The organism is Spiroplasma endosymbiont of Tiphia femorata (assembly GCF_964020225.1).
GTDB lineage: Bacteria > Bacillota_I > Bacilli_A > Mycoplasmatales > VBWQ01 > Spiroplasma_E.
The window spans coordinates 370,578-383,697 of record NZ_OZ026544.1 but is presented as its reverse complement, the minus strand read 5'-3'; the positions used below and the strand labels follow the sequence as shown (position 1 = coordinate 383,697).

Sequence of the window (13,120 nt, the reverse complement as noted above, 5' to 3'; positions counted from 1 at the left end):
ATTTTTTATTGTATTTTATTTATAAGGTGCTAAAATTTTAGTAGATAAGCAGATTTAATAAAAATAACAATAATTCTAAACATTTCTAACTCATTACTTTAAAAAAAGTAATGAGTTTTATAGTTAAAAAGAGGTATCTAAAATGAATGATTTACTTATTAATAATACCAGTGAATTGGTAACTTTTAATACTAACAGTACAGATCCTACTAATATAAAAAATATTACTTGAAAAAATTCTATTCAAGAACACAAAAATAAAGTTGAACAAACATATCAAATTTTTTTAAAATCACAAGAATGAGGAAAAAAGTTAAGACAACAAATAACAACACCATTAACAACAACTAAAATTAAAAACAGACATAAAAAAAGAAGCACAAATATATTAGTCTCAACACTAACAACAGAACAAATACAAAGATTATCACCAAAACAAATAAAATGATTAACAAATTGACAAATTAAAGAACTTACAGCAGAACAAATACAAAGTTTTACAGTTCAACAAATACAATCATTTTTACCTGAACAAATTCAAGCATTAATGGTGCATCAAATTGAACAATTTACATTTTGACAAATCTCTGCTTTTACAAAAGAGCAAATGCAAACTTTCACAAGTGAACAAATACAAGCATTCACAATCAAACAAATTGAAATATTTACTAAAGAACAAATACAATCATTTACACAAAAACAAATGCAAACTTTCACAAGTGAACAAATACAATCATTTACACCTATACAAATGCAAACTTTCACAAATGAACAAATACAATCATTTACACCTATACAAATTCCATGATTTACTAAAGAACAAATACAATCATTTACACAAAAACAAATGCAAAGTTTCACAAGTGAACAAATACAATCATTTACACCTATACAAATGCAAAGTTTCACAAATGAACAAATACAATCATTTACACCTATACAAATTCCATGATTTACTAAAGAACAAATACAATCATTTACACAAGAACAAATTTCTTGATTTACAGAAGAACAAAAAGAAGTATTTTGACCAAAACAAGTAATCACAAAGATTAACACTATGGATTTGCAAACTCAATCAACAACAAGTGAATTTAAACCAAATTTACCAAAAATGTAAAAAAAGCTTGTAACTTAAAAGTTACAAGCTTTTTAAAAATTAATTTTTAAACAAATTATATTGATATAAAATTAAATTTTTGACTACTATTAATAGTAAAATCTCGTTTACCATTTTCATTTATTTCTTGAATATTAAAAAACTATCAAAACTAATACTATGTTTTAATATTAAAGTTCAGTATTACCAAAAGTATTATATGTTCTAGGAAATCCAATAACAACTACTTCTTGTAATGAATCAACTTCATTTTGCGTTATTTTTTTATATAAACCATTCTTTCATTTTTTAATAATATCACTAAAAAATAAACAAGTAAACTATTACTAAAATGATATAACTAACATAGTATCTTTACTAATTTTTTTTAATTTATCTATTTTACTTAAACTATTATTTAAAATAGTTTCTAAACAAAATTCAATCTTTAAAAAAGAAAAACTGTAAAAAAGAATTAAACCATCCTTTTTATTTTTCATTTTAACTATCTAATTTTGTTCTTGTAAAAATGTTAATAATTGCTGAATTGCTGAACTACGATGAGAAATTTTATTTTTATCTGCCAATGACAATTCACCTAAAGTAGCATGTACTACTGGAACATAAAATATTTGATCGTAACCAAAACCATCATTACCTTTTATCTCAGTAGTGATTTCACCTTCAAGTTTACCAATAAATGCTTTAGTAATCTTATGATCAAAATCAACATAAGCAATAGCAGAAATAAATACTGCTGCACGATTAGTTTCACCTTCCATTTGTTCTAAAATGTCTAACATTGCATCATGATAGGACATTTCTCCCTTTCATCGTGCTGAGTTAATACCAGGAAAATTATTTAAAGCTAATATTTCTAACCCTGAATCATCAGCAATTACAGGACCATTCACTAATTTTGCAAGTGTTGTTGCTTTTAAAATTGCATTTTCAATAAATGATGTACCTGTTTCATTAATTTCAAGAGGAGAATTAAGATCTAACATTGATTTGACATTATATCCCTTTGTCTGTAAGATACTCTTTAATTCATTAATTTTACCGATATTATTAGATGCAAACCATAAGGTTTTAGCAGTCATTAATAATCAATCCCTTCACGAGCAATTTGACCTTTTTCAAAATAATGTTTAATTGATTTAACTTCACTAATTAAATTAGCACATTGCTCTAAGGCAAAAGATGCATATCTACCAGATAATGCAATTTCAATATGTGATTTTTTATTTTTTAAAATTTCAATTAAGTCTTGTTCTTTAATCAAATTATTTTGAATACACCCTAAAATTTCATCAACAACAATAAGATCAGTATTATCACTTTGACTTAACAGTTTTAATCTAGTAAGACCATAATTAGTTTCTTGTTTTAATTTATTTTTTTCTTCTTCATCCATTTCTCAAAAAAATTTTTGCGAAGATTCATAAAAACTTTCAATTTTAAGTTTAGTATTTTGTTTTAAAAAATTAATTTCACCAGAAGGACGATTTTTTAAAAAACGTAAGTAACTAACATTAAGATTATTACCCAATGCTCTAATTACCATACCATTAAGAATTGAGGTTTTACCTCTTCCTTCACCTTTATAAATATGAATATAACCTTTTTTTAACATACTATCACTTACTTTCAATATTTTTTATTTAATAAATTGTATAATTTTATTACGGACAATACAAGCAAAATAGAGGTGTCATTTTGAAATTTAAAACTATTAAACCACCATATCAATTAGAGATATTAAAAACAAAAGGTTTAACCAATGACTTATTTTTAGTAAATAAACATTTTTTTTAAAACAATCTAAAGATATTTTGCAACCTTTTTTGAATTTTACAAATCAAATTAATGTTATTAAATTAATTAAATCAAAAAAATTTACATTACCTATTAATGAAGTCAATATTAATAATAATAAACTATTAACCTTAATGCCATATTATCATAATTTAATTAATTTAAGCGAACAAATAATTAATAAACAAATATTAGAACAAATTTCATCATTGGTAAAACAACTACATAATATTAAATTTGATAATAAATCATTAATTAAAACTTGAAAAGGTTTAGAACAACTTAATTTATACTGTAATTTAACTACTAGTAATCCTTGCTTAGAAAAAATAACCAGTGAGGTAATCAAATGAATTGCTACTTATCAACCAACAACAATTGTTTTATCTCATAATGATTTAACATTAAATAATTTTGTTAAAAAAAATAATTGTTGATATTTAATTGATTGAGATTTTGCTTGTTGAAACGACGAATTATTTGATATTGCCTCTTTTGCTTCTGAAAGTTTAACTTCTGAAACCGAAATTAATACTTGATTTAATTGTTTTAATTTAAATAATGAACAAATAATTATTGCTAAAAAATGAATGAATTATCAAAATTTAATTTGATATTATTGAGCTTGTTATTTATACGAACAAACTAATTTAAACATATATAAAGAAATTAGTGAAAGTAAATTAACTAATCTATTAAAATAAGTTATTTAAATAATTCATCATTTTAAGCCTGATTATGTAGTTTTAACTTCTTAACAAATTGAACCATAATTAGGTAATTTATTAGTAGTCTGTTTTTTTTGTTCAATTTGTTTTCCTTGTAAATTTATTTCTACTATATTATTAACAGCTGAAATGTTTGATTCTATTTCAATAACTATACATTTATTATTTGAAGCGTGTTCTTGTAACAATGGCATTCTTTCATCATTTACAATTTGACAATTATCATTTGAAGTAATATTTTTTTGTAAATTTTCTTTATAATCACAGTTTGCGCAAATTTCATTATTATCTTTTATTTGATTTATAAATTCTTTTACTCAATATTTCATTATTTATTTACTCCCTTTTTTCTTTTTTATTTTTCATTAGCATATACAATAAAATTAAATTTTATTGGAAATAGTTTTTAATAAATAGTATTTATAATGTTAATAATTATTGTAAATATAAAGAATATCACAATTATTATGGCTTTAATAATTTACTACTAGAATTAGCAAAATATTTAATTGTTTCTATTAAATCTTTATCCACTTGTTTTTTTAAATCATCTAAATTAGTAAACTTTAAATTATCACGAAGAAAATCTAAAAATCTAACTTTAATGATTTTTCCATATAAATCTTGATTAAAGTTTAATAAGTAAGTTTCAACTAACGGCTTATTATTACGTAACATAATTACTGTCATACTTTGATATCATTTATTATCTACTTCAGTAAGCGTAATATAAGTAGCAAGACCCGGTAATGCATAGTTTGTTAATAACGATAAATTAGCAGTTGGAAAATTAATCGTTCTAGCCTCTTTAATACCATGAACTACTTTACCACTAATTGTATATGGCTCTTGTTGTAAACAAAGATTAGCACTACTAATATCTTTATTTTGTAAAAGTTGTTTAATATAAGTTGAAGAAACTTTGTTATTATTAACAATAATATCATTACAAAGATAAACTTGTAATGAAGATTGTTGTAATGTTTTAATATTACCTTGCCCTTGATAACCAAACCTAATATTTGGATTAACAACTACTGCTTTAACATTATTTGCCAATAATCACGAAATAAATTGCTCTGGTGAAAGTGTTGCTATTTCTTTACTAAACTTAATTTCCCAATAATAATCAAAATTGTATTTAGCAATTGTTTTAATTTTATCTTCATTACTTAATAAAACCTCATTATTTTTATTACTAATTACACTTTGTGGTTTTCTATCAAAACTAATAATACATGTTTGATAATTATTTATTGTTGAATTAACTAATAATTGTTTAAATAGGGCTTGATGACCTTGATGAATACCATCAAAAAAACCTCAACAAGCAATAATTGGTTTAGACATCAATTTTTGATTTTGAATATTTAGATTTTTCAATTTTAATATCTTCATTACATTTAAAACCTCGTTGGCTTACGTATAAATTATTTTTTTGATTACGATAAATAGCTAATGGCAAATGTTCAGAATTAACAACTAAAACATATGGCTCATTAGTGCTATCAATAACTAAAGGTTTACCATCAATAACACTTTTACTATTATCAACAACAATCGCTGGCATAATATTTTTAACACCATCATAAATACTAATATGATTTTTACTAACTGTTTCTTCATTAATAACATCTAAATTTAGGGCATTACTTAAATCAAAACCCGATTGATGAATTCTTCTCAAATAAGTTAAAGTTGCTGATGTATGTAAAATTCTAGCAATGTCAGTAACCAAAGCTCGAACATAAGTTCCTTTTGAACATACTACTTCAAAAGTAACTAAATCATTATTAAAACTAATTAATTTTAAAGATTTAATATAAACCTTACGTTTTGGTAATTCAACAGGAATATTCTCACGAGCATATTCATAAAGTTTTTTACCATTAATTTTAACTGCTGCATAAGCAGGAATTATTTGCTCATATTGACGATTATTATAAAATTCAAGTGCTTTAACAATTTCTGATTCTTTTAAATCAAGATGTGGTTTTGATTCAATAATTTTACCAGTAATATCGCCGGTGTCGGTTTTTAAAAATAGTTGCATTTTTGCAATGTAAACTTTATCACTTTTTAAAATAAAATCACTAATTTTGGTTGCTTCATTCACAAGTACTACCATTAGTCCTGTTGCTAAAGGATCTAACGTACCTGTATGACCAATTTTATTTAATTTCAAACGTTTTTTAATAACAACAAGACAATCTTGTGATGTCATAAATGAAGGTTTATCTATTAATAATATATAATCTTTTAACATGCGTTTCACCTACTTTACTTCTTTATCAGAAGTTACTTCTTGATACTTTTCAACATGTTTACAATTTGGATAATTAGTACACCCTAAAAATTTTCGATTTTGTTTTGAAGATTTAACAACCATTCAACCATCTGTACATACTAAACAAGGTTTAATTTTTTCTAATTGTTTTTGAATATATCGACATTTTGGAAATGCTGAACAACCGTTAAATTTACCATATCTTCCTGTTCTTTGCACAAGTGGGGCACCACAAAGTGGACAATCTTGATCTAATAAAACCGGTTTAATTTTAAACTCAGTCATTTTATCAAAAGCATCATCAATCCTTGGTTCAAACTTAACTCAAAAGTCTTTTACCACTTGATGCATATCAAAATTACCATGAGCAATTTGATCTAATTGAGTTTCAACTTGTGAAGTATATGTCTCATTAATAATATCATAAAAAAACTCTTGAAGTTTATCATTAGTTAAAAGACCTTTCTCAGTAGCTTTAAAAGACTTATTTTCAATAATAACATAACCGCGTTCTTTAATAGTGTTCATAATTGGATTATAAGTCGATGGTCGACCAATTCCTAGTTCTTCTAATGTTTTAATTAATTTAGCTTCTGTGTATCTTGGTTTTGGTTTAGTAAAGTGTTGCTGTAAATTTACTGACTCAACTTTAATAATTTGATTTTTTTCAAATTTTGGTAAAACTAAAAGTTCTTCATTTTCAAGACTTTCTACATCAAGCATTAAAAATCCTTTAAACTTGATTTGTTGTCCTGTTAAACGAAATTGATAATCATTATTTTTAAATAAAACAGTAGTACTAATTAATTGTGCTGGTGCCATTAATGAACTAAGGGCACGAAAATAAATTAAATTATAAAGTTTTAATTGATCTTTATTTAAAAAATCAATAGCACGTTTATTATTCATTGTTAAATCAGTTGGTCTGATTGCTTCATGAGCATCTTGCACATTTTTTTTATTAGTCTGTTCTTTCTTCTGTCCAAGATATTGTTCACCATATTCATTAACAATTAATGTTTTGGCATTTTTAATAAATTTATCATTTAAACGTATTGAATCAGTACGAGGATAACTAATAAATCCAGTAAGTGTTCCATTAACATCAATTCCTTCATACAATTGCTGAGCAATAAGCGTTGTTTTAGCAGTACTAAAATTTAATTGTGTTGATGCTGCTTGTAATAAACTACTAGTAGTAAATGGATTTAATGAATTACGCTTACGATTTTGTTCAGTAACAGAAATTACTTGATAACTATCACTTAATGCATTTTTAATAGCAACTGCTTCTTGTTCATTATTAATAACTAACAGTTCTTCTTTATATTTTTCACAATTTAATATTATTTTTTTTTGATAAGTACTATTAATTGTTCAAAATTCTTTACTAATAAAATTAATAATTTCACGTTCTCTTGTTGCTATTAATTTTAATGCTACTGATTGTACTCTCCCTGCACTACGTGAACCGATCTTCTTTTGTAATAGATTACTTAAGCGAAAACCAATGATACGATCAACCATTCTTCTTGCTTCTTGACTACGAACTAATGGTAAATCAATACTATGTGGAGATTTAAATGCTGTTAAAATTGCATCTTTAGTAATTTCATTAAAAGTTATTCGTGATGATATATTACTTGTTGCTAATACTTGATCTAAATGATAAGCAATTGCTTCTCCTTCACGATCATGATCGGTTGCTAGATAAACATGAGTAATACTTTTTAATTTACTTTTTAATTCTTTTACCTTTGGCATTTTTTTGCGATCAATTTTGTAAATTGGTTCAAAAGTTTCTAAATCAATTCCCAAACCATATTGACCTTTAATTGCTAAATTACGAATGTGTCCATCCGAAGATAACACTAAATAATCATTACCTAAATATGATTGTACTGCTTTACTTTTAACTGGAGATTCCATGATTACTAATTTTGATGGCATCTTATATCTTCCTCTATATATAATTTATTAGCTTTATTCAAATACTATTTTGTAATATATATAACTTTAACGCGAAAGTCAATATTTTTTTGGATATATGCTTTTTTATAAAAATTTTAAATAACTTATTAACAATTAATATATAAATTATGCTATATTTATTTAGTAAAAATTTAATATAAGTTTTTATCCTATTTATTTTTGTAAATAAATAGATTTTTATTTTGATTTGAAAGGAACATAAAAATGAAATTTTTAAACACAAATGAGAGCGAAATTAATTCTGAAATACTTTCTAATTTATTACAATCAATACTTCCAAATAATCCTCTTACAGTGGGACTAGTATGTCTTGCTGGTGGAATTGGTTACTATTCATGAAATTTTTACAAAAATAAAAAACAAGAATTAAATATAAAAGTAATACAAAAAAATGATGAAAAGAAAACTACATTAAACTCAAATAATCTAACAAATCAATCAAGTAATATAAGTAAATATGAATATAATATGATATTAGATGATGCAACTAAAATTAATCAAATAATTTTAGATAATAACAATAGCAAAAATGTTGAAGAACAATATGATATGCTAAATGATGCTAAATCAGAAATAAATGTTGAAGAACAATATGATATGCTAAATGATGCTAAATCAGAAATAAATGTTGAAGAACAATATGATATGTTAAATGATGCTAAATCAGAAATAAACAAAGAAGATGAATGGGTAATAATTGATAATCAATCTAATGTAAAAAATACTATTCATAAAAATATTTTATAGACTATATTTTATAAAATATTAAAAAGAAAAAAAGTTAAAAGAATGAGTTTAATTAAAATTAATTAAAACTCATTCTTTTTAATTTATTTATAAAGAAGAACCTACATTATTTTTAGTTTCTAACATTGTCTGATCTAACATACCATTATTACAAGTTTCTGAACTAGTAAATATTGATAAAGTTTCTTTATCATCATTATCATGTTCACTATCAGTAGTACCACCACTTTCTGATAATGATCGTGAATAATTACTAAATGATGAACTACCATCAGTAACATCACCACTTTCTGATAATGATCCTGATTGATTACCATTAACAGTATTATTACCACTCACTAGAATATTGCTATTACCATTTTGAGAAAAACTAGGAATTTGCAATAAAGTAGGAATTTCAAAACTACCACCATAATTTCCTAATTTTAATTCAAATTTCTTGACACCAGCAACAACAATACTACCATTATCATTATCAATTTTATATTTTTTATTTTTAATTGTAATTTTATATTTTTCTAATAATTGCTTAAGATCTTTTTCATATAACATTGGGATTCCTATTTTTTTTGCATTTTCTAAATCATTTTCATTAATAACATATTCTCCTACTTCAAACTTAGAAGGTAATTCACGATATCATTTGATTTTAAATTGATTTTTTTCTAAAAGTGCAAGTAATTTTGCTTCTAATGTTATTATTCTAATATTTATTTCTTTAAGTTTTAAACTCATTCCATGCTTATTTTCATAATCATTAAATTGTTTTTTTAATTTTTTTAATCTTTGACTTCAAATATCTATACTAGTATTTAGTTCTTTATTTACTTTCTTTAAAGAACTAGTTTTTTTAATTATTTCATCTTTTTTTGTTTCCATTATTTCTTTACATTTTTGATTTTCTTCTGCAAGTTGTTTTTTTAAATTTTCTTCATCACTTACTTGTATTTCTTCTGCTTTATTATTTTCTAATGAAATTTCAGTTTTTGACAAAGGAAAAACTTCTTTAATTATTTCTAATACTTTATTATTACTAATATTATTGTTGGCATTACCCACCGTCTTTATTAAAAAAAGTATCATTTCCATTTTTTCTTGACTTAATTGATCGCATTCATTTTGTAATTTATTTATAATGGTATTTCAATCTTGAAATAATGAATAATATTTTTCTCTACTGAAATGTCCAAAACTAATATTTTTAAATTGTTTTCTCAATTGTTTTCTTCTCAATTCTGTTTGTTCAACATCACTGATACTATTACTACATAAATTTCTAACTATAAATTCTTCTTTTGTTATATTATTTATTTTACTTGTAAGCTGTTTTCATTGTTCTCTGGCATTAGTAAAACGATTTCATCAATGTGGTTCTATATTTAATACTTCTTGAATTAGTCAAACATTATAAACACCAAAAATATTAAATGATTGGGTACGTAAAGAATCAATTTTTGCTTTTAATTCTATTTCTCTTTTTCTTCAATCTAACGCCTTTTGTTTAATAGTATTAATAGTCATCTCAGTTGCTAAATCATTAAAATTAGTAATTTCCTCAACTAAATTTTGATAAGGAATATGAATATTTTTTTCTTCATTAATAGTACTTTCTTCTTTTTCTTTTTCTAATTCTTTTAATTCTAATTCTATTAGTTTTAAATTTTGCATTTCAGTAATACTTGGACTATTTATTAAAGTTTTTTGTCTTCCTCTATTTTGATTTTTTTTGGCATTTACTTTCTCATCCTATCTATATATTCTCGAATTTTCTAATTGTAAACTTTAAACTAAAAATAAACCAATGCCTTACTTTTATTAAAATTAACTAAAAATAAAAAAAACTATAATGAGCAAACACTCATTAAAGTTTTTAAGTACTATTTTTAGTTAATGTGAATAATTATAACATCAAAAAAATAAATGAAAACATTTTTTTAAAATTTATCATTATTTAGTGACAACTTCCTATTAGTTATCAAGTAAAATTTTCCAAAAGTAAAAGAGAAATACAAATTTATAATTTAAATTTTCAACATTTTTTAAAAAATAATTAATGAAAAAAATAAAAGTTTCATATAACACACTTTATAATATATTAATCAAAAAAAATTACTTATAACTAACAAAAAATTATATAACAAATTTTAATGAATTAATTTTTAAATTTTGGTAATTTGTTAGGATTATCAATTCCTGAATTAACACTAAAATTTTTATGTTCTGTTACTTTTTCTACATTTCATTTTGAAAGATCTTGATTAAAATCTTTAGCATTATAAAACATATAACTCATATCTTCTACATTAGATACATTTCATTCTGATATATCTTGATTAAATATTGAAAATCAATCAAAAACATTGCTAAACATAAAACCCATAGATTTTACTTTTGAAGTATCTCATTTTCCAATATTTTGATTAAATTGCTTTGCACCTTCAAACATAGCTGACATATTTGTTACATTAGAAGTATTTCAATTTGAAATATTTTGTTTAAAAGATATAGCACTAGAAAACATACTACTCATATCTTTTACATTTGAAGTAATTCAAGATGAAATATCTTGATTAAATTGCTGTGCACCTTGAAACATACATGACATATTTGTTACTTTTGAAGTATCTCACTTTGAAAGATCTTGATTAAATAACATAGCACCATAAAACATACTACTCATATCTTTTACATTTGAAGTATTTCAAGATGAAATATCTTGATTAAATTTTTCAGTAAAACCAAAAGCACTAGAAAACATATTTTTTAAAGATGTTATTTCTTGTGGTAATTGATTAGGTACTTTCTCAACTGTTACTGGCATTCTGACAACTTGAATTTCTTCTTTCTCATTTTTATAAAATCCAATTTGAACAATTTCTTTAGTTTTTATAAGTAATAAATCATGTGCATTAGTTGTTTGTTCTTTTCCATCTTCATCAATGTAAATTGTATCTTGTTGAGTTTTATTTTGAATATAGTTAGTTGTAATATTATTTTTTTGTATAGTTGAGTTTAAGAAATTCGTTAAATTTCCTGCGGTTGTTGCAAGTGTTAAAAAACTTAATGTTGTTAATAATTTTTTCATAACTTAATTCTCCTTTGGACTCTATCCTTATAAATTTCTCATATTTCCCATTTTACTTTTTTTATTTGATTTTTTGGATTCAATATTTTATACAAGTTAATAATACATTAAATTTATAAAAAGTTATTAACTAATTAAATATTGTAAATAAATACTTACTTTTTTAAATTTAACTATTTAATAAAAAAATATTTACATAATACAAATTAGTTTTTATTTAAAAATAATCTTTATTACATAAAATATTTTATTTAATGACACACTCTAATTATATATAGATAATATTCAATATTTTTTTACTTTTTCTTTCTTCTTTTTAATACAAATATTGGAATAACAATTGCAAAAAATATTAAAGCAGTAAAACCAATAGTAATAATCATACATATTCTATTTATCTTTTTTTTGTATTGATTTAACTCTTGTGGATTAATAATTTCATAGCCATAATAACTTATAATATTACGTTTACGAAATTTAAAAATAACAATATTAATCATATGAATAAAGAAAATAACACCTAAAATAATTGTTAAAGTTATTGCATCTTTAATAATATCAGGAACATTAACTGTTCATTTTTGAATAATAAAAGTTAATTTCTGACCACTAATCAAAAACATAATGCCAATAATAATACCAAGAACAATATAACTACTAATACTTATTCAATTAATAATTATCAAGTTAGCATGAATTTTACGATAATTTCTAATTATAAAATTAGGAGGTAATAATGACCCTTTTAATGTTCTTTCAATATATAAATCCACTTCTCTTCTTAATGTCACAAATTCAATAATATTAATTAAAATAATAGTAAGAGCAATAATTGCTAATGGAATAGTAATTACAGTATGAGGAATAATTTTTATGTTAATCATACCAAAATATAAACCAATAAAAGTTGAAGCAATAATTAATGTCATAACACCAATAAATAATAAAATTAATTGTTTTAGCTTCTCTGATTTAATTTCTCTGCTAATTGGTTTTGGAATTTTAAAACTATTTTTATAACTAACTATTTCCATAGTATTAAATGTTTGTGGTTGATCATAATACATATCTTTTTCTTTAGTAAAGTTTTCATTGATCGGCACTGTCTTTTTTTCTTGTAAAGGTATTATATAAGAACTAGTAACTTGTATATTTTTACCATCATATTTTTTTTCATTATAATCATTTTCATTAAAATCAGAATTATGAATATTTTCTTTATTTTTATTAATTGGTGGTACAACATTGCTAAAATAAGTGTTATTATTAGTTGATTTTTGATAACCTTCTTTATCTGATAACCTATTTTTTTGTGAAAAAAATTTATCAAATAATTTAAATTTTATTTTAGACATATACATCAC

The 13,120-nt window shown here is 23.0% G+C and carries 13 protein-coding genes; 3 read left to right on the top strand and 10 right to left on the bottom strand.

Annotated elements, in window-relative coordinates; all coding sequences use genetic code 4:
• The first annotated feature begins 142 nt into the window (after nucleotides 1-142).
• Entirely contained in the window at nucleotides 143-1,120 is a 978-nt protein-coding gene (locus AACK83_RS02280; RefSeq protein WP_338959150.1) for a hypothetical protein, read from the top strand.
• A gap of 326 nt (nucleotides 1,121-1,446) precedes the next feature.
• Here AACK83_RS02280 and AACK83_RS02275 read toward each other — a convergent pair whose 3' ends face one another.
• Genes AACK83_RS02275 through AACK83_RS02265 form a run of 3 tightly spaced genes read right to left on the bottom strand, consistent with a single transcriptional unit; the run spans nucleotide 1,447 to nucleotide 2,735 of the window.
• Nucleotides 1,447-1,599 (bottom strand): hypothetical protein, encoded by a 153-nt coding sequence (locus AACK83_RS02275; protein ID WP_252320877.1) that lies wholly within the window; start codon nucleotides 1,597-1,599, stop codon nucleotides 1,447-1,449.
• A gap of 9 nt (nucleotides 1,600-1,608) precedes the next feature.
• Nucleotides 1,609-2,202, bottom strand: a complete 594-nt coding sequence (gene rdgB, locus AACK83_RS02270) for an RdgB/HAM1 family non-canonical purine NTP pyrophosphatase (RefSeq protein ID WP_338959147.1) — start codon at nucleotides 2,200-2,202, stop codon at nucleotides 1,609-1,611.
• The gene (locus tag AACK83_RS02265; protein WP_338959145.1) at nucleotides 2,202-2,735 is read right to left on the bottom strand and encodes a cob(I)yrinic acid a,c-diamide adenosyltransferase; all 534 of its coding nucleotides are present in this window, start codon (nucleotides 2,733-2,735) and stop codon (nucleotides 2,202-2,204) included. The genes rdgB and AACK83_RS02265 overlap by 1 nt, the downstream gene beginning before the upstream one ends.
• A gap of 211 nt (nucleotides 2,736-2,946) precedes the next feature.
• Here AACK83_RS02265 and AACK83_RS02260 point away from each other — a divergent pair, with 211 nt between their 5' ends.
• Nucleotides 2,947-3,621 carry a phosphotransferase gene (locus AACK83_RS02260; protein WP_338959144.1) on the top strand — a complete coding sequence of 225 codons (675 nt, stop codon included), beginning with the start codon at nucleotides 2,947-2,949 and terminating at the stop codon, nucleotides 3,619-3,621.
• Between the two features lie 50 nt (nucleotides 3,622-3,671).
• Here the strand turns inward: AACK83_RS02260 and AACK83_RS02255 are convergent, their stop codons facing one another.
• The 4 genes from AACK83_RS02255 to topA all read right to left on the bottom strand — a co-directional run bounded on the left by AACK83_RS02255 (nucleotide 3,672) and on the right by topA (nucleotide 7,882).
• On the bottom strand, nucleotides 3,672-3,974 hold the full coding sequence (locus tag AACK83_RS02255; protein WP_252320869.1) for a hypothetical protein: 303 nt from the start codon (nucleotides 3,972-3,974) through the stop codon (nucleotides 3,672-3,674).
• A 136-nt stretch (nucleotides 3,975-4,110) separates the two neighbouring features.
• Nucleotides 4,111-4,995: a riboflavin biosynthesis protein RibF gene (ribF, locus tag AACK83_RS02250; protein WP_338959141.1), complete on the bottom strand. Its 885-nt coding sequence runs from the start codon at nucleotides 4,993-4,995 to the stop codon at nucleotides 4,111-4,113.
• On the bottom strand, nucleotides 4,988-5,911 hold the full coding sequence (gene truB / locus AACK83_RS02245; protein WP_252320746.1) for a tRNA pseudouridine(55) synthase TruB: 924 nt from the start codon (nucleotides 5,909-5,911) through the stop codon (nucleotides 4,988-4,990). Before truB ends, ribF begins: the two co-directional genes overlap by 8 nt.
• A gap of 9 nt (nucleotides 5,912-5,920) precedes the next feature.
• Nucleotides 5,921-7,882: a type I DNA topoisomerase gene (gene topA, locus AACK83_RS02240; RefSeq protein WP_338959137.1), complete on the bottom strand. Its 1,962-nt coding sequence runs from the start codon at nucleotides 7,880-7,882 to the stop codon at nucleotides 5,921-5,923.
• Nucleotides 7,883-8,128: 246 nt separating this feature from the next.
• Between topA and AACK83_RS02235 the strand changes: the two genes are divergently transcribed.
• Nucleotides 8,129-8,671 (top strand): hypothetical protein, encoded by a 543-nt coding sequence (locus AACK83_RS02235; RefSeq protein WP_338959135.1) that lies wholly within the window; start codon nucleotides 8,129-8,131, stop codon nucleotides 8,669-8,671.
• Nucleotides 8,672-8,758: 87 nt separating this feature from the next.
• Here the strand turns inward: AACK83_RS02235 and AACK83_RS02230 are convergent, their stop codons facing one another.
• The 3 genes from AACK83_RS02230 to AACK83_RS02220 all read right to left on the bottom strand — a co-directional run bounded on the left by AACK83_RS02230 (nucleotide 8,759) and on the right by AACK83_RS02220 (nucleotide 13,111).
• Nucleotides 8,759-10,339 carry a hypothetical protein gene (locus AACK83_RS02230; RefSeq protein WP_338959133.1) on the bottom strand — a complete coding sequence of 527 codons (1,581 nt, stop codon included), beginning with the start codon at nucleotides 10,337-10,339 and terminating at the stop codon, nucleotides 8,759-8,761.
• A gap of 484 nt (nucleotides 10,340-10,823) precedes the next feature.
• Nucleotides 10,824-11,756 carry a BspA family leucine-rich repeat surface protein gene (locus tag AACK83_RS02225; RefSeq protein ID WP_338959131.1) on the bottom strand — a complete coding sequence of 311 codons (933 nt, stop codon included), beginning with the start codon at nucleotides 11,754-11,756 and terminating at the stop codon, nucleotides 10,824-10,826.
• Between the two features lie 296 nt (nucleotides 11,757-12,052).
• Nucleotides 12,053-13,111 (bottom strand): MSC_0882 family membrane protein, encoded by a 1,059-nt coding sequence (locus tag AACK83_RS02220; RefSeq protein WP_338959129.1) that lies wholly within the window; start codon nucleotides 13,109-13,111, stop codon nucleotides 12,053-12,055.
• Nucleotides 13,112-13,120 lie beyond the last annotated feature (9 nt).